We start from the raw sequence: 20,002 nt of genomic DNA on the forward strand, positions 1-20,002 counted from the left end.
ATTCTTTATTTCAAATTTTCCCAATACCATTTTACCGCTTCTTTCAAACCATCTTGAAATGGGAATTTGGGATTATAATTAAGTAATTTTTTTGCTTTTTCTATGCTAGCCAACGAATGTGGAATATCTCCAGCTCTATTTGGCCCATGTATCACGGGTATTTCGGCAATTTCTGAATCAAATTCGGAAAGATAGGTCTTTAAATAACTTACCATTTCATTCAGTGTGGTTCTGTCGCCAAAAGCGGTATTATAAACCGTATTAACTGCTGCCGGATTGTCTGAAATCATAGCCAATTCATTCATTTGAATCACATTATCAATATAAGTGAAGTCTCTTGAATAATTGCCATCGCCATTGATCACCGGACTTTCGTGTTGCATTAACTGCATAACAAATTTAGGAATCACGGCAGCATATGCTCCGTTAGGATCTTGACGTCTTCCAAAAACGTTAAAATAGCGCAACCCGATAGTTTCCATCCCATAGGTTTTACTGAATATCTCGGCGTATAATTCGTTTACATATTTAGTAATGGCATAGGGCGAAAGTGGTTTTCCTATGATGTCTTCTACTTTTGGTAAATTTTCCGAATCCCCGTAAGTTGATGAACTGGCAGCATAAATGAATCGTTTTACACCGGCATCACGGGAGGCAATCAACATGTTCATGAATCCTGTAATGTTTACTTCATTGGTTGTAAACGGATCTTGTATAGAACGCGGCACCGAACCCAAGGCTGCCTGATGTAGTACATAGTCTATATTTTTAACTGCTTTGGCACAAGTTTGCGGATCCCGAATGTCACCTTCCAGTAAAGTAAAGTTAGGGTTTGAAAAAAAGGCTTCAATATTATGACGATGCCCTGTAGCAAAATTATCCAGACAGGTCACTTTGTAGGCTTTGGCTAAAAAATAGTCACAGAGATTAGAACCAATAAAACCAGCTCCACCCGTAATGAGTATGGATGTATTATTGTTTGTCATTATTTTTTTCTTTTGAAAAGTCGGTGATACAATTTTGCAAAAAATCCGGTTGGCTCTTCATCTTCATGGTATCCGCTGCCATAGCCATAGCCATAGCTGTAGCCATAACCATAACCGTAACCATACCCTACTCCGTATTTTGCTTTGTTTTCATAACCATTGAAAATGATGCTGATGTTGTTTAACTCGCCTCTTTTCGTTCGGTTGTTTAACAAGGTCAACATTTCTTTTTTGGTGAAATTCTGGCGAACAATATACAAAGTAACGTCACAAAATTGAGCCAACTCTAAGGCGTCAGAAACCAATCCTACCGGAGGAGTATCCAATATGATATAGTCATAATTTTTCTTAAGCTCTGCCATCATTTCTTTCATGCTATCGCCCAGAATTAACTCTGAAGGATTTGGCGGAATAGGCCCTGAAGTAATTACATCAAGATACGGAATGTGCGTATGTTGTATCACATCTTCTAATGTCTTTTGCCCAATCAAATAGTTAACTGCACCAATATCATTTTGAATATTAAAGTCATCAAAAATCTTTGGTTTTCTTAAATCGAGTCCCAAGATGATGGTTTTCTTTTCGCTCAAGGCAAATACGGTGGCAATATTGATAGAACAGAAAGTTTTCCCTTCGCCGCTGACGGAAGAGGTAAGCATTAATGTTTTTGACCCTTCAACGCTTTGTTTTTTATACAAGAACTGTAACGACGAACGAATAGCTCTGAAAGATTCAGACAGGGCCGACTTTGGTCTTTCAAAAACGGACAGATTAGAATCGGAGTATTTAATTCCAATAATTCCTAATAACGGAAGTTGTGTCAGATTGGAGATATCGACTATATTTTGAATCGTATTGTTGATAAAGAAAATCAAAAACACCAATACAAGCGGAACCAAAAGACCGATGAAAAACGCCAATACATAATTCACGCTGGTTTTAGGTCCTAATAACATACCGCCGACATCTTTGGCCGGATCAATAAACTGTATATCGGAAAGGTTGGCTGCTTTTACAATAGCTGCTTCACTTCTTTTTTGTAAAAAGGTATTGTAAATATTATTGCTTAAATCATATTTTCTGGAAATATTTAAATACGCCTGATTGGTTTCGGGCATCTTTTTAATTTCGGATTCTACTTCATTCAGCTTACTGTTTACCGAATTCAAATCGTATTGTAGCATGCTTCTCAAAGAGCTGGCATTTTCAAGCAAAACTCTTTTAACGGATACAATTTCATTGTCTAATCGCTCATAAAAAATTTGGCCTTTGGCCGAATAAATCAACTCTGATCTTTGAATCGAAAGTTCTATCAACTTGGAAACATTGGTAACTATATTCGGTTCTGAAATCCCAGCTACCGTTGGTGCCGGTAATTTTGAAAAATCAACACTGTTTTTTAAATACTCTTTAAGTTGATTGAGGTAGGCAATTTTTCTTTCTACTTCATCTTTTCTGGCGTCTAGCTCTAATAACTGACTTTTAAAATTGGCGCCTTTATCTTCAACATCTAAGATGCTGTTGTTTCTGCTGAAATCTTTTAAATCGTTACCTGAATTTTTTAATTGCTCCTCCATATCAACCAATCTTTCGTCGATGAAGTTAATGGTGTTTTCAGCAAATTTATTTTTATTTTCAAGTTGTCTGTCTATCAACATCTTAACTGTAGCGTTGAGATAGTCAACCATTCGGTTTTTGTTGGTACCCTCCATTCCTAATTTTAGGATAGCGCCCGCTTTTTCATCAGTAACTACTCTTACTCCCTGATACCTTCCAACGGTTTCATCAAAAGCATTAAGGCGCACCAATATATCATCATTTAATTTTAAATCAGCCTTTTCATCTAAGTCAAGTCGCCAATGCAAAAACGGCAAGCTTACGACTTGTCCTACTTTGTATCTTCTGATGAATTCTTTGGCCGGAACAGTAATGGGTTTAATCGAATTGTCGGAGTACTTGACAACACTTTGGCTACTGGCTTGAAACGGAATAGTGATTTGATAAGTATCACTTGAAATCATTTTTACTGTAATAAATTGAGACAGCAATTGATCCTGTTCTTTATCCAATGTGATTTTGAATGGAACCTGCCCATACACATCCTGCAAAAAATATTTGGTCTGCTTAAAGTAATCGATATAAAATTGTAATTTATCAACCACCAACTCGTTGTGCGATCTTGATTTTAGTGTGGTAGCTATCATCTGAACTTTATCGGATGTCCCGCCCCAGTTGAAAACCAAGCTGGTATTGGCTGTGAAAAACGGATTATTCTCTTCTTTGACTGCTATGGTGGTTTCAATACCGTATATTTTTTGCTTTCTGACATTCACTTGATGTGCTATCGAAAAGGCGATAATTAACCCTACCAGAAACCATTTCCAATAACTGGTGGTTTTAATCAAAAATCCTTTAAAATCAAAACTGGTTTTGGTATCAAAAAAAGAAAAATCTTTTATGTCGAGCATGACAATGAGTGTTAATTTTTAAGTAATAAGTAAGTAGTTGTCGCCAATGACAATAAGGTAACCAGGGTTGATAAAGATTCTATCCCGGTTTTACCTGTACCCCATGTTTTTTGTCGCAAGGGTTTAACATAAATATAATCGTTGGGTTGCAAATAAAAACAAGGTGAATTTACAGCATTACTTTTAGTCAAATCGATACTAAACGTTTCACTTCCTTGAGGATATCTTCTAATTACTTTTACATCTTTACGGTCACCTGTAATAGAAATATCACCGGCATTAGCAATAGCTTCCATGATATTTACTTTATCCTGATAGAGTGTTTTTGTACCGGTACTGACTACCTCTCCGTTTATGGTGTATCTGAAACCTGCTAATTTTACAATCACAAATATGCCGGCTTCCGGTTTAAAATATTTATCGGACAAAAGCGTTTCCAGTTTGACTCTGATTTCTTCAACCGTAAAACCTAAAACGTTAAGTTCTCCTATTATCGGCAATCTGATATTACCATGATCATCAACGGTATAACCATTATAATAGCTACTCTGTTCTGTTATACCAGCTGTATTTTGAGAGCCGTTTGAATTAAAAATATCAACTAATTTAGGATCAATCGCTTTAATATTAATATTCAAGATATCATTAGTCTGCAAGCGATAAGGTTTATTGTTGGAAGGTGTTACCGAAACGGCGGAAGCATCTTTATCGTTTTGTAAATAAATCAGATCTTTGGTAGGCACACAAGAAACCGTTAAAATACTGAGTAAAACAAATAAATATAATCTGGGTTTGTCCATTATTTTTTTAAAAAAATTAGCAAACAAAGATAGTTTTTCAATTCTAATTACAAAAATGTAGTGAATGATTATTTTGTTATATGTTTTTTAACGAATTTTCAAAAGGAACGCGGTTCAAAATGCTTCTGCCCAAAGTCACCTCATCGGCATATTCCAACTCATCACCAACGGCAATTCCGCGAGCTATAGTAGATGTTTTCACCGTATACTCTTTGATTTGCTTGAAGATATAAAAATTGGTTGTATCACCCTCCATCGTAGAGCTTAGCGCAAAAATCAATTCTTCAATTTCACCTAGTTTTACTTTTTCTACCAATGAATTAATATTCAACTGACTGGGTCCAATACCATCAATGGGCGAAATCTTGCCGCCCAAAACATGATAAATACCTTTGAACTGATTGGTGTTTTCAATAGCCATCACATCGCGAACATCTTCGACTACGCAAATAATGCGGTGATTTCTCTTAGGGTTTTGGCAAATTTCACAAACCTCCACATCGGAAATGTTGTGACAGTTTTTACAAAATTTTATCTCTTCGCGCATTGTGGTTAATGCCTGTGATAAAAATTGAGTTCGCTCCGAAGGTTGTTTCAACAAATGCAATACCAACCGCAAAGCCGTTCGCTTACCGATTCCGGGCAATTGTGCCATTTCATTCACTGCTCTCTCGAGTAATTTTGAAGAAAATTCCATGAAGCAAAAGTAGCAAAATAGATGGTTGGATTTATAGAATTTCAGACTACTTAGATTTTAATCGGTTATCAACAATCATTCTTTACAAATAACCGAATGACCAAAGAAACAAATTAACAATTTTCACTATTTTGGCTTCCAATAAAACATGTCTTATGTCACCAACCACCATTCTTATTATCATCGTTATTTATTTTGGTTTACTAATCCTGATTTCCAATTTGGTTAGCAAAAAAAGTGCTGATAATGACACCTTTTTCAAAGCCAATAAAAACTCTAAATGGTATTTGGTGGCCTTCGGAATGATAGGAACTGCGCTGTCGGGCGTGACTTTTATTTCCGTGCCGGGTGAAGTGGGCAACCCCGATTTGCAGTTCAAATATTTTCAGTTTGTATTGGGGAATGCCATTGGTTTTTTAATCATTGCCAAAGTTTTACTGCCCCTTTACTATCGCATGAATCTGACTTCGATTTATGGTTATATCGAGCAACGCCTGGGCGTGATCAGTTATAAAACTGCTGCTACTATTTTCCTGATTAGTCGAACCATTGGCTCCGCTTTTCGCTTGTATTTGGTAGTGATTGTTTTGCAACGGTATGTGTTTGATGCTTTTCAAATTCCGTTTGCTTTAACGGTTTTAATTTCCCTCGGATTAATCTTTGCTTATACCTATCGTGGCGGTTTGAAAACCATTATTATTACCGACACCTTGCAGACTTTCTTCTTGGTTTCTTCGGTATTTCTAACGATTTATTTTATTTGTGACAGCTTGAATTTTGGAGCTTTTCAAGCTTTTGAAGCAGTGAAAAAAAGTAATTATTCTAAAATTTTCTTCTTCGAAGATTATCTGAAAGGCAATTATTTTTGGAAACAAATACTGGGAGGAATCTTTGTAACGATTGCCATGGTTGGACTTGACCAAGACTTAATGCAAAAAAACCTAAGCTGCAAAAACATAGGCGAAGCCCAAAAAAACATGTTCACCTTTACCGGAATATTTGTACTGATTAATATTTTCTTTCTGAGCGTTGGAGCGTTGCTGTATATGTTTGCCGAAAAAAATGGCATAGCCGTTCCAATGGTAGATGGGGTGGCCAGAACCGATTTATTGTTTCCTGAAATTGCATTCAACAACCTGTCAATCGTTCCGGCTGTGGTGTTTTTATTAGGATTGACAGCCGCCACTTTTGCCACGACTGATTCAGCTTTGACGGCTTTGACCACTTCATTTTGCGTCGATTTTTTAGGAATGGATAAAACTGAAAATCAAAATAAACCCAATATTGTTAGAACGCGCCACATGGTGCACATTGGTTTTTCGTTTTTGATGTTTTTGGTCATTATAATCTTCAATGCCGTGAATGATGCCTCAGTCGTGAAGATGATCTTTAAGATTGCGTCCTATACTTACGGACCGCTGTTAGGACTTTACGCCTTCGGTTTGTTTATGAAATCGAAAACAGTGCACGACAAGTTCGTTCCTTTTATTTGCTTGATTTCGCCGGCGATTTGTTTTTTTATCAGCAAGTATTCCGCAGAACTTTTTGGCGATTATACTTTTGACAACGAATTGATAATTGTAAACGGTTTGATAACTTTTATCGGCTTGCTACTCATCAGTAAACCAGCAACAGAAAACACCCGATATTAGTACTGATTGGTAGCCAACATAACCAGTGTGCAAGCTACTTCTACTTTAATTCCGTTACCCTGAAGCAATTGGTAAAACTCAGGATTTTCAGTTCCCGGATTGAAAATGACGCGCTTTGGTTTGGTTTCAATAATGTAATTATAATAATCGCGTTGACGTAACGGATTTAGATATAAAGTCACAGTATCTATATTCTTAAGCGGGATATTTTTAGTATAAATTTTTACTCCGGCTACCTCTCCGGTATTTTGTCCGATGGCCAATACAGTGTGTCCTTTTTCAACCAGTTTGGTAATAGCTAAAAAAGCATAACGTTCCGGTTTTGTGGTTGCACCCAGTACAAGCGTTTTCTTATTTTTCATGATTTTCATTTCTATGTTCCAAAGATAATAGTAACTTTATAATTCGGTAGGTTTATTTAACGTCTATTTAATATTTAAAACGGAAGTCAGGATTTATCTTTGCCAAAAAAACTATGGAGCTTTTTATTTTTCTGTTTGCCGCGCTATTCTCCGTCCTGAACCCTATCGGCACAGTGCCTATTTTTGTTGGGTTAACACAAGATTACACCAAAAAAGAACGAGCCAAAGTATCGCTTTGGACCTCCATTAATGTTTTTATCATACTGATGATTTCGTTTTTTGTCGGACAATATGTTTTGTCCTTTTTCGGAATCACTATAACCGCACTCCGAATTGCCGGTGGGATTATCATTGCCAGTTCAGGGTTTTCGCTTTTGAATGGTAAATTCAGTAAAAACAGAGGTATTAATAAAAAGTAGAAGAAGATATTCAGGGTCGCAATGCTATTGCTTTGACACCATTAGCAATGCCCATGCTTGCCGGACCGGGCTCTATTTCTTTATTGATTGCCTTTTATCAAGAACACAATACGACCAATGAAATTCTGTTTTCTTGTTTGGCCATTTTGGTAGTCAGCGTGCTGATTTATGTCATTTTGCACAGTGCTCATTACTTGGCCAAATTTCTGGGTGCTTCCGGAATTGTAGCTATTTCGAGGATTGTTGGTTTCCTAACCATTTCAATCGGAATTCAATACATTATCAGTTCGGTTTTAGCCATTATCAGAGGAATTTAAACGGTACTACTAGCTTCAGTATCCTTTTCTTTGAGTTTTGCTCTATCTTTCTTCGGTAAAAGTTATTTTTTGGGATTACTGGGGTAGCACAGCTACGAACAAAACCCGAACAAAGCCAGAACCAATATCGAAGAAAAGGGAACCGATTTCCAAAAAAAAATCCCAAATACTAAAGTCAGCATCCGGGATTTGTATTATAAATACCTAACGGTTAATTTTTCGGTAAAAAGATTTCGGCCATCATACAACGGGCACTTCCTCCGCCACAAGCTTCGATAGTATCTAAACTTGAATGGATGATTTCCACATGAGCTTCCAATTGAGCGATTTGCTTTTTGGTTAAACTTTTATACGCGGATTCACTCATTACCAAGAATCGTTCGTCGTTCTTCCCTTTTACTTCGAGCATGTTGCCGGCAAAGTTGTTGACTTGGTCTTCTGTAATTAAAATGACTTCTTTATCATCACCGCGAAGGCTGTCTAACACCATTTTGCGTTCTTTCTTGTCGTCAATACAGTCGGCACAAATTACGGCAAACGTATCGCCAAGACACATCATTACATTAGTATGGTATATTAATTTTCTTTCTCCTTTTACAGTCTGGAAGGCCTCAAAAATCACCGGTGTAAATTCGAAATCCTCACAAAACTCAATCATCAACTCTTCGTCAGCTCTTGGTGACAAGGCGCAATAGGCTTTCCCATTTTCACGGTCTAAAAGCAAGCTTCCGGTACCTTCAAGAAAAACATTGTCTTCTTCAGCCAACGTATAATCCATGATTTCGTTGATTTCGAATCCGTCATCTTCTAAAATATCTAAGATATCTTCTCTTCTCTCGGCACGACGGTTTTCGGCAAACATCGGATACAATACTACATCGCCATTTTCATGAAATGAAATCCAATTATTTGGAAAAATACTATCCGGAGTATTGGGTTCCAAAGTATCTTCTACCACTACTACATTCACGCCTACTTTTCGTAGTTTGTTTACAAAAGCATCAAACTCGGCCTGAGCTTTGGCATTAACTGTTTCCGGCGAAAGTCCGTCAAGTACTTTTTGATAGTAATTGTTTACGGCAGTTTGTTCGTTCATTCGAAACGCCACCGGGCGAATCATCAATATGGCATTGGTAGTTTGTTTCATTTTAGTCTCTTATTAAAGGTAAGGTCGAACAGCGTAATAGCCCTTCTTGTTTCGCAATTTCGGCGTATGGAATTTCTTCAACGATAAAGCCGTTATCGCGAAGCCAGGTATTTAATCTTGTAAAATTCTTTTCAGAAACGACAACGTTATCATCTATAGAAAACACATTGGAATTCATATTGTACATTTCGTCACGGGTAATGTGGAAAAGGTTTTCTTTACCAAAAAGCTTTACCAAAAATACATAATCCGATTCTTCACGGAAGCCGCTTTTGTAGATGATTCCTTTGTTTTTACCTACCGGCTGAAAACAACAATCTAAGTGCAAAGCGTTATCACGAGCTTCTAATTTTGATTTTACCAAATCAAATTCTTTCACTTTTTTATGTGGAAATAATGCTTTGATATAATTGACCCCTTCCATATTGGTTCGGGCCGTAATGTAATCTTTGTAATCGGAACCTTTGTACGTTCCGATAAAAATATAGTCGTTCCAAAGCATGACATCACCGCCTTCGATATGCACTTCATCAGGAGGGCGCACCACCTTGGTCGGGTCGATTTGATCGATTACATATTGAATGGCATCCAACTCTCTTTCTCTGTCGGGAAGAATATTGGCTTTGATGAACATATCATCAATCACGAATCCGATATCACGGGCAAAAATTTGATTGTAGTTGGCAATCATTTCAGGACGGAACACTTTCACGTCATATTTTTGAAACACTTGATTAAAAGCTTCCATTTCGTTAATCATATCGGCTTCTGTCGGATACGTTCCGGCCAGGATATGTTCTAAGGATTTTGGATCATAGGCTTCTGCTGCCGTTGGGGTTGGACCGTTGTTTACAGCCGAACCGAGCACTACCGCTCTTAATCTTGAAGTTTCGTTTTTTACATTTAATGGTAACATATAGTAGCTTTTGGCTTTAGGCAAATATAAAAAAGCTTCCCGGTTAGGAGAAGCTTTGTTTATAAGTATTTAAAGAATCACTTATCTTTTATCCATGGCTTTGAATTCTCTCAAAGGATATCCGGTATAAACCTGTCTTGGTCTTCCGATTGGCTCTTTGTTGATACGCATTTCTTTCCATTGAGCAATCCAACCCGGCAAACGGCCTATGGCAAACATTACGGTAAACATATCTGTTGGTATCCCTAAGGCGCGGTAGATGATTCCTGAATAGAAATCAACATTAGGATATAATTTTCTTGATACGAAATAGTCGTCTACTAATGCCGCTTCTTCTAATTCTTTTGCAATTCTTAAAATTGGATCATCAACACCAAGATTTTTCAAAACCTCATCAGCCGCTTTCTTGATAATTCTCGCTCTTGGATCGAAGTTTTTATACACTCGGTGTCCGAAGCCCATCAAACGGAACGGATCGTCTTTATCTTTGGCTTTAGCCATATATTTTGCTGAATCGCCACCATCTTTTTGAATCGCTTCCAACATTTCTAATACTGCTTGATTGGCACCACCATGCAATGGCCCCCATAGTGCCGAAACTCCGGCAGAAATAGAAGCAAATAATCCGGCGTGTGACGAACCTACAATTCTCACCGTTGACGTCGAACAGTTTTGTTCGTGATCGGCATGAAGGATAAATAATTTATCTAAAGCATCAACCACAACAGGATTGGCTTGGTAAGGTCCGGTTGGCAATTTAAACATCAACTGCATAAAATTGTCAACATACCCAATAGTATTATCATAATAATTTAAAGGATAGCCCATCATTTTTCTGTACGTCCAAGTAGCAATCACCAAGAATTTACCCATGGTTTTGCATACGGCTTCATACATTTCTTTTTCGTTTTCTACATTAACCACTTTTGGGTTGAATGCGGTTAACGCACTGGTAAGCGAAGACAAAACGCCCATCGGATGAGCTGTTTTAGGAAAACCATCAATGATGTTTTTCATTTCTTCATTAACCAAAGTGTATTTGCGGATATCATTTTCAAACTGTTCCAATTGAGCTTTGGTTGGCAATTCTCCAAAAATCACTAAATAAGAAACTTCCAGAAAACCTGCTTTTTCGGCTAAGTCCTCGATGGCATAGCCACGGTAGCGAAGAATTCCCTCTTCTCCATCAAGAAAAGTGATTTCGCTTTCACAAGAACCTGAGTTTTTATACCCCGGATCCAGAGTAATCGCACCGGTTAAAGCGCGTAGTTTTTCGATATCGATAGCGGCTTCATTCTCACTTCCTACAATTACCGGAAACTCATATTTAGTGCCATCAAATTCTAATATTGCTGTTTTAGACATGATATAAATAGGGAATTAAATCTGATTGTTTAACAATTCAACAAAATTAGGGAATTCGAAATGAAATAAAAAAGAATTACGGCAACGTTTTCGTTAAATTTGTGATAATTTTTGCAAGGTTGGTATAGGTCAAAAAAAAGGCGCACCGAAGTACGCCTTTACCACAATTACTTAAATTTTATTCTCTAACTACTTTTTCTACTTTACTGCCTTTATCCGAAGTTATTTTTACAAAATACACTCCTTTAGCTTGTGAGGTTAAATCGAATACCCCTTTAGCTTCATTCATCAATTGAGTTTGCAGCAATCTTCCCTGAATATCATACAACTGAATTGATTTGATGGTGAATTGACTGCTGATGTTGATATGGTCCTTGGTCGGATTTGGATAAAGGGTTATCGATCCATCCATCGGGAAATCAGGATTGCTTAAGGTTTGGAATACCGTATCGGCATTATTAGTTTCCACCGGGAAATTGTAATCAAAATAAATATTGGCCTTTTTGCTTACCTGATCGCCTTGAGTCAACGTAGTTTTAGATTTAATTTTCAGCAAGATATTACCGTGTCCACCTGAATCTAAATTGATGTTTTGGAAAATAAATTCGGCTATATTGTTAGTCATTTTAGTGGTAACCGAAGCAGAGCTGCTTAACACTTGTAATGAACTCAAGTCATATTTTGTAGCATCAATTTCATCTCTTATTACTATATTTTCGGCTTGATACGTTCCTGTATTTTCAAAGTTAACGATGTAATGCAAGTACTTCCCTATTTCGGTTGGTGCCACTACATCGCCTTCCAGACAAGTAATGTCATTAGGGTCAAACGAGCCTACCACTGTTTGGTTGAATTGAAATGAATTATCATCTACATTTTCATCATTGTTATTGGGTCCGATTCCAGCCATAAAATGCAACACATCACCAATATTGACTGACGGTGTATCCGTTGGCGCATTTACGTGAAACATAATATCTATACTTCCGGAAGCAAAAGGCAGTAACATAGGGTAATCAAAATTAATAGAATTCGTTCCGCTGGCGGTTACGGGTTGACTTGAAGACAAATAGGTAATCTTGTCAATATCATAGCTTAGAACTAAACCGGCTGTTGCAGCTGGCAAAATAGTATTCCCTTTGTTTCTGTAGGTTAACTGATAAGTAGCGTCAAAACCCGGACGTGCTGTTGTTAACGGCGCAAGAACTATTTCTAAATCCTGATGGGAACCGTTGGCCGTAATACAAAAATCTTTGGTCACGGTATTGTTTTCATTATCGGCAAAAAACACCGTATCTGAAGCCGGCGATATGGTAAACCAAGTTGGGTTTTCTACCGATGGGCTCAAGGTAAACGAACCGGCCTGAGTATAGAAAGCGTAATTCCCGGCGGTGTTATTAAAACTCGCTCCCGTGTTTATCCCATCAGTAAGATCAACTCTGATATTAGGCTGTGGTATATCACTCAAGTCACAACCATTGTTATCGGCATCAAAAGTAACATGACCTTTAATGGTATTGTAATCGCCTCCCGGCGTGAATGAGCAATAAGAACAAACGTTAACTCCTGTAATACCGGCCAAAGCCAAATGAATACTTATACCGTTCACATTAAAATCGTCTACACATACAAATTGCAGGTTGAAGTTTTCGGCCAAACTGAAATTACCAAAAGCAGTCATCCCATTCTTTAAAAACAATTCAGTCATATTAGGATTGTTGATGATCTGAAAAGTCAACAAACTAGGAAGCGCATTCAAATTCAAACTGGTCATAGTTGTGCTTTCACCACAGAATAAAGTACTTAATACCGGTAAACTCGGTAAGGTTAAATCAGTGAAATTATTTCCGTTCATAGACAGTACCGTTAAATTCACGTTATTGGTCAAATCAATATCGGTCAAGCCCATGTAGGAACAACCTAATGACTGAAGATTGACTAAAGTAGTTACATCCAAAGGAAAGGAATTGCCATCCACCTGAAGCGAGGTTAAGCTTGTTGCTTGTGATAAATCTAACAGGGTGATATTATTATAGCGAGCTGATAAGCCGGTTAAGTTCGATAAGCCGTTAAGGGAAAGTACGGTCAAGTCATTGTAATCACAACCCAAAGACATAAGATTAGGCGTTGCACTCAAATTCAACGAGACTATGTTATTCTGAGGACAATCCAGATGTAACAAATTAGGAAACCCGGTCAGGTCTAATGCAGTCAGTTCATTGTTGGCTATAGTCAAGGTTCGCAAAGAAGGCAGCGTGAAATTGAACGTGGTCAAAGCATTTAAACTGCAATTCAAATCAACTAAATTAGTAAAGGCTTCTATACCGGTTAAATCAGCAATTGCATCAGGGGAAGGAAGAAACGGATTGGTTACACTAAGACGGTAGACCGCCATAGCTTCTGAAAACTGTAGCTGTCCATCGTTATTGGTATCGGCATCACCGTCAAAATTCCCGTCATTGTCAAAATCAGCACAATTGGTACCAATTAACTTAGCTTTAAAATTAGCATCCGGAATATTCACAACAGCATTTGGGTCGACTACATTGATGGTAAAATTAGTAACTGTAAAACAACCGGTTAAATCGTTTTGAACTCTGGCATAAATAACCTGTGTAGGACTTACAATATTAAAATAAGGTGGATTGATTATCGGATTAGCGCCAGTGTAGGCATCTATTAGTGTTTCATAAAACAATACCGAAACATTTGACTGACCGTTGGCTATTATTGCACTATTAGGAGTGAAATCAAAAGCAGCTACACCGTCATACGGGGTATCCTCAACATAAAAATTCACAGGCAAACCGGCTGTTGGTTGCTGAAATACCGTAATAGTAGCTGTTTCCGACAACGATTGATAACAACCCGTAGCATCAGAGGTAGCTAAAGTCAAAATCACAGTATGTACTCCAACGGCTAAATCGGGAAATAGAATGGTGGCTTGATCCCCGGCCCCGGTTGCAATCGTTTGAATCGGACTGCCATCAACGGCGTACATAACATGGTATGGCCCTACACCACCGGATGCCTGAACGTCCATTGTGATATTGTCTCCACTACAAGTGTATACACTCGGTGTTAAAAAACTGGCGATTGGCAATGGCAAAACCACCAAATCTAAGGTAGTATCACTAAAATTAGAAGGGTTTGCATTTTCAACAACTCTAACATACACCGTTGTCGAGCCTGTTGTAGGGGTAACAAAAGGAAGCGTATGTGGCGCATCCGCATAGAAATTGACGGTATATAAATTGTAATCTAACCCATTTAAAATCTCGTCGATTTTGGAAGAGACGTCAAATGTTTCAACTCCGTCATTACCTAAATCACAAAGTTGATAAGGTGATGGACTTGCGATTGGCGGCTGAGCAAAAGCAAAATTTGCCATGAGCAGTAGTAAAAAGTATAGCTTTTTCATAATCTATTGTATTCGTTTTTGACTGGTTCTATTTTCTGTATAAATATACTTTGGTTTGGTATTTCAAATGATACTAATTGAGTATTTGTAGGGTTTGATTTAGAATTTAATTCAACTGTTGAGTTGTTTTATTAAAATCTCCTGAAGGCGCTCTTTCTTTCGTTGCGAAATAGGGAGATTACTGTTGTCTGCCATCACCACATAGCCGCCGTCTTTTTTGATATAGGATTTTAAATAAGCTAGATTAATCAAATGCGATTGATGAATGCGTTCAAAACCATGCTCGGTGAGTAACTCTTCATATTCTTTCAAGGTCTTTGAAATCAAAATCGGCTTGCTGTTTTTGATATAAAACTTGGTATAATTGTCTTCGCTTTCACAACGAATGATATCACTTACTTCAAACAAATGAATCCCGTCAGCGGTTGACAGGGCAATTCGTTTAAAATTATCCACCTTCTTGCGGATGTTTTCCAACAGCAAATCAATGTGTGCTACATTATCATTTCGGTCTAATACATTCTTGAGCTTTCCGATTACTTTTTGCAATTCGTCGGGATCAACCGGTTTCAGTAAAAAGTCTAACGCACTAAATCGGAACGCCTTAATAGCATACTGTTCGTGTGCCGTGATGAAAACTATCTGCGAATTCAATTTGCCTTTTCGGTTTACTTCTTCCAACAAATCAAATCCGGAACCATCGCCCAAATGAATATCCAAGAACACCACTTGCGGCTGACTTTGCAACAACAACTCTGTTCCGGTTAGCACACTATCGGCTTCCCCAATGATTTTTATTTCCGGAGCGTACCGTGCCAGTAACGATTTCATTCCGTTACGTAAATTGTCGTCATCGTCTATTAATAGTGCTGTAATCATGTTCAATTGTTGTTTTGGTATTGCAGAGGCAAATGCAACGTTACTTTGGTTCCAACTATTTCGCCTTGTTCATTTTTTACTTCGTCCATAGTCACGTTGGCTTTTTGACGGGTCACCGATTCAATCATTTCCAATCGCTTTTTGGTAATATCCAGTGCCATCGACTTGTGAGCGGCCACCGAATTTTCTTTTTGTGCTTTTGACTGTTGAAAACCAATACCGCTGTCTTCAACAGTACAAAGCAAACTTTCTTTTTCAATCTCAAATCGGATAGCAATACTTCCCATTTCTTTTTTCGGAATCACTCCGTGTATGATGGCATTTTCTACAAAAGGTTGTAGCAAAAGCGGTGGCAAAGCCATGTCGTCTTCAATTTCCTGACTTTTGATAATCGAAAAATTGAACTTATTGTTAAATCGCAACTGCTCTAATTCTAAATAATTTTGCAGGCTTTCAATTTCTTTGTCAATAGGAATCAGGGATTCTTTGGAGTATTCTAACGTCAAGCGCATCAGTTTAGAAAATTTCGACAAATACTTTATCGCCGAATCCGTTCCGTTTTGCACAATAAAACTCGATATAGAGCCCAAACAATTGAACACAAAATGCGGATTCATTTGCAAATGCAACGCTTTCTGCTCGTACTCGGCCAGTTCCTTTTGCAAGGTCAATGTTTTTTTCAACTGCAGGCGGTTGTATATTAAAAACACGATGCCGAAAGCCAATAAAATAAACAGGATTACAAAAACGATTTGTTGTTGATGACGTTTCGCTTCTTCGCTATAAATCACTTCTCGCTTTTCCTGTTCTTTTTTCTGCAACGCTTCTTTTTTATCAAACTCAAAATTCATCTCAGCCCGCACACTGTTGCGTACGTTTTCATTGTTGCTGATACTGTCTTTGGCGATATTATACAGTTTGAAATGTGCCAAGGCTTCTTGGGGCTGGTTCAGTTTTTCATAGATTTCACTCAAGCGTTTTTCCGCTATTTGCACTTGATCTAAAACATCGAGTTCTTTAGCTAAAGCCAATGATTTATTGGTATTCACCAAAGCTTCGTTCCATTTACCCTGCTCATAAAAAATGTCTCCTATAAAATAATACGTATCCGAAAGACCAAACTTTTCCTCAATACTATTGAAAGTGGTTAGGGCTTTACTGTACTGAGCCAAGGCTTCCGATGGCTTTTTTATTTCTTTATAATACAACCCCAAGTTATTGTATAGTTCCCCAGACCGCGCTGATTGGGGAATTTTACAAAAAGCTGTTGGGCTTTGGTATAATAGTCAAACGCTTTGCTGTAATTTTTTTGCTTCAAATAAATATTTCCCACGTTGGTTGTGGTAATACCCACCGAGTTATCGCCCATTTTTTCCTGAATCTTCAAGCATTTGATAAAATAATTGAGCGCTTTAAAATCTTCGCCCTGCGATTTATAAACCACCCCTATGTTGTTGTAAACGCGGGCACATTTGGCTAAATTAGCATCGGCTTCGTAGATTTTAACCGCTTTCAAATGGTACTGTAAGGCCTTGGCATAATTGCTCTGTTCTGAAAAAACCACCCCTAAACTACCATAAGCACGAGCGAGCCCATTATTAAGTTCTTTTTTATTTTCGGTACCGCTATTTTCGAGTGCTTTTTCAAAAACAGTTTGAGCAGCAGAGAAGTATTGTAAGGCTTGAGGATAATTGCCCAGTATAATAGCAGCGTTACCCAAATTCAGGAAGGCATTTCCTTGGGCCACATTGTCTTTAATCTTGGTGGCCAACTGCAAAGCTTCCGTAGCATATTTTTGCATCAATTTAGGATCAGTGGCTTTGTATTCATCAGCAACAGCATTGAGCAACTGCGCCTTGTCAATATCGTTTTTGGTTTTTTGCAAAACCGAAACCAAGCTGTCTATTTTTTGATTTTGCGCCCGGCTCGCCACAGAAAAGGCAAGCAAAGCAAACAAAAGAAGAGGTCTTATTCTTTTCATTTATACATTGTTCAAATGTTCTAAACAAAAATAGCATTTCCTTTTGGGTAAAAATGGTCAAAATGAGAATTTGAACGGTTTGAATGAGAATTTGCAAAACTCAACAACGCTCTTTTTTCAGTATACTTATCGTTAGGTTTTGTTCGGGTTTTGTTCGGTATTGTACTACCCCTTTGCGAAGCGATACCAAACTAAACCCGAACAAAATACATTATAGAATCAATAAAAAATCCCGAGTGAAAGCTCGGGATTCATATAGTAAAATAATAGTACTCTTTAGGATAAAGCTGCTTTTACTTGGTCAGCCGCTTCTTGGAATTGTACCGCAGATAAGATTGGCATGCCTGAATTGTCAATTAATTCTTTGGCAATCTCTGCATTGGTTCCTTGCAAACGAACGATGATTGGCACTTTTATAGCATCACCCATGTTTTTGTAAGCATCAACTACTCCTTGTGCCACACGGTCACAACGAACGATTCCACCAAAAATATTAATCAAAATCGCTTTTACATTTGGATCTTTTAAGATGATACGGAAAGCCGTTTCCACACGTTTAGCATCAGCTGTTCCTCCTACATCCAAGAAGTTGGCCGGTTCAAATCCAGCGTATTTAATTAAGTCCATCGTAGCCATCGCTAATCCGGCACCGTTTACCATACAGCCTACGGTTCCGTCAAGGTCAACGTAGTTCAAACCTACTTCCTTAGCTTCTACTTCGATTGGGTTTTCTTCACGGATGTCACGCATGTCAGCAATTTTTGCTTGACGGTATAAAGCGTTGTCATCTATATTTACTTTGGCATCCACGGCCATGATTTTGTTATCCGACGTTTTTAATACCGGATTGATTTCAAACATAGATGCATCAGAACCGATGTACGCATTGTACAGACAGTCAACAAACTTCACCATTTCTTTGAAAGCATTTCCGGAAAGACCAAGGTTGAAGGCAATTCTACGAGCTTGGAACGCTTGTAAACCAACTGTTGGGTCAATCTCTTCGGTAAAAATTAAATGAGGAGTGTGCTCAGCTACTTCTTCAATATCCATTCCGCCTTCGGTTGAATACATAATCATGTTTCTACCGGTAGCTCTGTTCAAAAGCACCGACATATAAAACTCAGACGTTTCGCTTTCTCCCGGATAGTATACATCCTCAGCAACTAGTACTTTGTGTACTTTTTTACCTTCGGCCGATGTTTGTGGCGTGATTAACTGCATCCCAATGATTTGTTCTGCTAATTCTTCAACTTGTTGCAAGTTTTTGGCCAATTTAACACCACCGCCTTTTCCTCTTCCACCAGCGTGAATTTGGGCTTTAATTACATGCCAACCGGTACCGGTTTCTGCTGTTAATTGTTTTGCTGCAGCTACTGCTTCTACAGGATTGTTAGCCACAATACCGCGTTGAATACGAACGCCATAACCGGCTAATATTTCTTTCCCTTGATATTCGTGTATGTTCATAATAAATAGTTAGTTTGTGAGGTGCTGAAAATGAATTCAGTCAAATGTGCCACAAAAGTAATTAATTAGAACCAAACCAAAAAGAAATGTATACCAATTTAGTATATTTCTTGATTTACATTAATTTAGTGGTGCTGACGCAACTCTTTTTACAAAATTCCATCATTAAAAAACAACCAAAATAAATAAAGAAAGAATATGAAAAAGATTTACTGTTTATCGCTATTGTTTGTTTTTCTGTTCAATAGTTGTTCGGATACCGAAGCCGCTGACCCTATCAATGTGACGGGAAAAATAACTAATAATTATGAATATAATGGCGGTGCTAATCCGCCTCAGGAAATTCTGGATGCTTTAGCGGTTTATTCGCCTTCCTCTAAAAAGACTTTTTATATCCGAAACGCTAACAATTATGCGCCGTTCACACCAATACTGGCGTCTTTTTCAACCGATACCAATGGTATATATACTATTGCTATGCCTGCCGGTTCCTACGCCGTAATCAGTCAGGAGAAATATGATTTCGAACAAAACCCGATGGCAACAGCCGATTGCAACTATTTGCTGGAACCTGATTTTATAATGACCGTAGTCAGCACCAACCCAACGAGCAATTACCTTTATACTGCTAAAGCTAATTATTGTATACCAAAACCGTAAAAAATCAATCTTTAAAAACCAGTTGCTATGAAAAAGATACTATTTCCCTTCGTCTTATTCTTGTCCTTATTGTTGTCTGCCTGCAGCAGAGATTCAAATTCGACTCCGCCAGACCCTGTTCAAGGACAATGGAAATTAGTCAACGTCAGCGGGACTTTTGCCGGCATAAATCACGACTTTACTCCGGGATTAATTACTTGGACCTTCAACCCCATAACACAAACCGTAACGGTCATTAATAATAATACCGACACTAACAAATGGGATGTTTTAGAAACCGGAGTGTACAACTATCAGTTTGTCAATAATCCCGAATCTCCTTGTGGGGAGAGCTTGGATATTAACGGTAATGTATACGGTTGCTACTCCGTAACCAATGGCACATTGGTCATCGATCAGGCTATAGCCGACGGATTTGCTGTAAAACTGGTACATTAACTTTCAAAAAGCATGAATTCTGTT

16 protein-coding genes and 1 pseudogene are annotated in these 20,002 nt (G+C 38.0%); 4 read left to right on the top strand and 13 right to left on the bottom strand.

The annotated features are described in order from the left end of the window. Nucleotides 1-5: 5 nt before the first annotated feature. The 4 genes from GUU89_RS01430 to recR form a co-directional block, all read right to left on the bottom strand. Complete coding sequence (locus GUU89_RS01430; protein WP_162126268.1) at nucleotides 6-986, bottom strand: SDR family oxidoreductase; 981 nt, start codon at nucleotides 984-986, stop codon at nucleotides 6-8. Next, on the bottom strand, nucleotides 986-3,454 hold the full coding sequence (locus GUU89_RS01435; RefSeq protein ID WP_162126269.1) for a polysaccharide biosynthesis tyrosine autokinase: 2,469 nt from the start codon (nucleotides 3,452-3,454) through the stop codon (nucleotides 986-988). The genes GUU89_RS01430 and GUU89_RS01435 overlap by 1 nt, the downstream gene beginning before the upstream one ends. Before the next feature lie 11 nt (nucleotides 3,455-3,465). Beyond that, the gene (locus GUU89_RS01440; RefSeq protein ID WP_162126270.1) at nucleotides 3,466-4,254 is read right to left on the bottom strand and encodes a polysaccharide biosynthesis/export family protein; all 789 of its coding nucleotides are present in this window, start codon (nucleotides 4,252-4,254) and stop codon (nucleotides 3,466-3,468) included. A gap of 76 nt (nucleotides 4,255-4,330) precedes the next feature. After that, nucleotides 4,331-4,951 (bottom strand): recombination mediator RecR, encoded by a 621-nt coding sequence (recR, locus tag GUU89_RS01445; protein ID WP_162126271.1) that lies wholly within the window; start codon nucleotides 4,949-4,951, stop codon nucleotides 4,331-4,333. Nucleotides 4,952-5,106: 155 nt separating this feature from the next. On the opposite strand from recR, the gene GUU89_RS01450 reads away from it, so the two are divergent. After that, nucleotides 5,107-6,603 (top strand): sodium:solute symporter, encoded by a 1,497-nt coding sequence (locus tag GUU89_RS01450; protein ID WP_162126272.1) that lies wholly within the window; start codon nucleotides 5,107-5,109, stop codon nucleotides 6,601-6,603. Here GUU89_RS01450 and GUU89_RS01455 read toward each other — a convergent pair. Then, complete coding sequence (locus GUU89_RS01455) at nucleotides 6,600-6,965, bottom strand: CoA-binding protein (protein ID WP_162126273.1); 366 nt, start codon at nucleotides 6,963-6,965, stop codon at nucleotides 6,600-6,602. The genes GUU89_RS01450 and GUU89_RS01455 overlap by 4 nt on opposite strands. A gap of 113 nt (nucleotides 6,966-7,078) precedes the next feature. Between GUU89_RS01455 and GUU89_RS01460 the strand changes: the two are divergent. Further along, nucleotides 7,079-7,701, top strand: a pseudogene (locus GUU89_RS01460) (MarC family NAAT transporter). A 211-nt stretch (nucleotides 7,702-7,912) separates the two neighbouring features. Here GUU89_RS01460 and ctlX read toward each other — a convergent pair. The 8 genes from ctlX to sucC form a co-directional block, all read right to left on the bottom strand. Continuing rightward, nucleotides 7,913-8,848 carry a citrulline utilization hydrolase CtlX gene (gene ctlX, locus GUU89_RS01465; protein WP_162126274.1) on the bottom strand — a complete coding sequence of 312 codons (936 nt, stop codon included), beginning with the start codon at nucleotides 8,846-8,848 and terminating at the stop codon, nucleotides 7,913-7,915. 1 nt (nucleotide 8,849) lies between these two features. Next, nucleotides 8,850-9,764, bottom strand: coding sequence for a dimethylarginine dimethylaminohydrolase family protein (locus GUU89_RS01470; protein ID WP_162126275.1), 915 nt, complete (start codon nucleotides 9,762-9,764; stop codon nucleotides 8,850-8,852). An 81-nt stretch (nucleotides 9,765-9,845) separates the two neighbouring features. Continuing rightward, entirely contained in the window at nucleotides 9,846-11,129 is a 1,284-nt protein-coding gene (locus tag GUU89_RS01475; RefSeq protein ID WP_162126276.1) for a citrate synthase, read from the bottom strand. A 178-nt stretch (nucleotides 11,130-11,307) separates the two neighbouring features. After that, nucleotides 11,308-14,550 carry a T9SS type A sorting domain-containing protein gene (locus GUU89_RS01480; RefSeq protein WP_162126277.1) on the bottom strand — a complete coding sequence of 1,081 codons (3,243 nt, stop codon included), beginning with the start codon at nucleotides 14,548-14,550 and terminating at the stop codon, nucleotides 11,308-11,310. Between the two features lie 111 nt (nucleotides 14,551-14,661). Then, on the bottom strand, nucleotides 14,662-15,429 hold the full coding sequence (locus GUU89_RS01485) for a LytR/AlgR family response regulator transcription factor (RefSeq protein WP_162126278.1): 768 nt from the start codon (nucleotides 15,427-15,429) through the stop codon (nucleotides 14,662-14,664). Between the two features lie 2 nt (nucleotides 15,430-15,431). Continuing rightward, nucleotides 15,432-16,637, bottom strand: coding sequence for a histidine kinase (locus tag GUU89_RS01490; protein ID WP_162126279.1), 1,206 nt, complete (start codon nucleotides 16,635-16,637; stop codon nucleotides 15,432-15,434). Beyond that, a complete protein-coding gene (locus GUU89_RS01495; RefSeq protein ID WP_162126280.1) occupies nucleotides 16,619-17,410 on the bottom strand; it encodes a tetratricopeptide repeat protein in 792 nt (263 codons plus the stop codon). The genes GUU89_RS01490 and GUU89_RS01495 overlap by 19 nt, the downstream gene beginning before the upstream one ends. Nucleotides 17,411-17,686: 276 nt before the next feature. Further along, on the bottom strand, nucleotides 17,687-18,880 hold the full coding sequence (sucC, locus tag GUU89_RS01500; protein ID WP_162126281.1) for an ADP-forming succinate--CoA ligase subunit beta: 1,194 nt from the start codon (nucleotides 18,878-18,880) through the stop codon (nucleotides 17,687-17,689). A 198-nt stretch (nucleotides 18,881-19,078) separates the two neighbouring features. Here sucC and GUU89_RS01505 point away from each other — a divergent pair, with 198 nt between their 5' ends. Next, nucleotides 19,079-19,540 carry a hypothetical protein gene (locus GUU89_RS01505; protein ID WP_162126282.1) on the top strand — a complete coding sequence of 154 codons (462 nt, stop codon included), beginning with the start codon at nucleotides 19,079-19,081 and terminating at the stop codon, nucleotides 19,538-19,540. Nucleotides 19,541-19,567: 27 nt separating this feature from the next. Then, nucleotides 19,568-19,978, top strand: coding sequence for a hypothetical protein (locus GUU89_RS01510; protein WP_162126283.1), 411 nt, complete (start codon nucleotides 19,568-19,570; stop codon nucleotides 19,976-19,978). Nucleotides 19,979-20,002: the final 24 nt, after the last annotated feature.

This window comes from Flavobacterium phycosphaerae (assembly GCF_010119235.1).
GTDB lineage: Bacteria > Bacteroidota > Bacteroidia > Flavobacteriales > Flavobacteriaceae > Flavobacterium > Flavobacterium phycosphaerae.

Coding starts and splice junctions, on each gene's coding strand:
- GUU89_RS01510 (WP_162126283.1), top strand. CDS start 19,568: ATGAAAAAGATACTATTTCCCTTCGTCTTATTCTTGTCCTTATTGTTG.
- GUU89_RS01475 (WP_162126276.1), bottom strand. CDS start 11,129: ATGTCTAAAACAGCAATATTAGAATTTGATGGCACTAAATATGAGTTT.
- GUU89_RS01480 (WP_162126277.1), bottom strand. CDS start 14,550: ATGAAAAAGCTATACTTTTTACTACTGCTCATGGCAAATTTTGCTTTT.
- GUU89_RS01485 (WP_162126278.1), bottom strand. CDS start 15,429: ATGATTACAGCACTATTAATAGACGATGACGACAATTTACGTAACGGA.
- GUU89_RS01430 (WP_162126268.1), bottom strand. CDS start 986: ATGACAAACAATAATACATCCATACTCATTACGGGTGGAGCTGGTTTT.
- GUU89_RS01505 (WP_162126282.1), top strand. CDS start 19,079: ATGAAAAAGATTTACTGTTTATCGCTATTGTTTGTTTTTCTGTTCAAT.
- recR (WP_162126271.1), bottom strand. CDS start 4,951: ATGGAATTTTCTTCAAAATTACTCGAGAGAGCAGTGAATGAAATGGCA.
- GUU89_RS01455 (WP_162126273.1), bottom strand. CDS start 6,965: ATGAAAAATAAGAAAACGCTTGTACTGGGTGCAACCACAAAACCGGAA.
- GUU89_RS01435 (WP_162126269.1), bottom strand. CDS start 3,454: ATGCTCGACATAAAAGATTTTTCTTTTTTTGATACCAAAACCAGTTTT.
- GUU89_RS01470 (WP_162126275.1), bottom strand. CDS start 9,764: ATGTTACCATTAAATGTAAAAAACGAAACTTCAAGATTAAGAGCGGTA.
- ctlX (WP_162126274.1), bottom strand. CDS start 8,848: ATGAAACAAACTACCAATGCCATATTGATGATTCGCCCGGTGGCGTTT.
- GUU89_RS01450 (WP_162126272.1), top strand. CDS start 5,107: ATGTCACCAACCACCATTCTTATTATCATCGTTATTTATTTTGGTTTA.
- GUU89_RS01495 (WP_162126280.1), bottom strand. CDS start 17,410: ATGAAAAGAATAAGACCTCTTCTTTTGTTTGCTTTGCTTGCCTTTTCT.
- GUU89_RS01440 (WP_162126270.1), bottom strand. CDS start 4,254: ATGGACAAACCCAGATTATATTTATTTGTTTTACTCAGTATTTTAACG.
- sucC (WP_162126281.1), bottom strand. CDS start 18,880: ATGAACATACACGAATATCAAGGGAAAGAAATATTAGCCGGTTATGGC.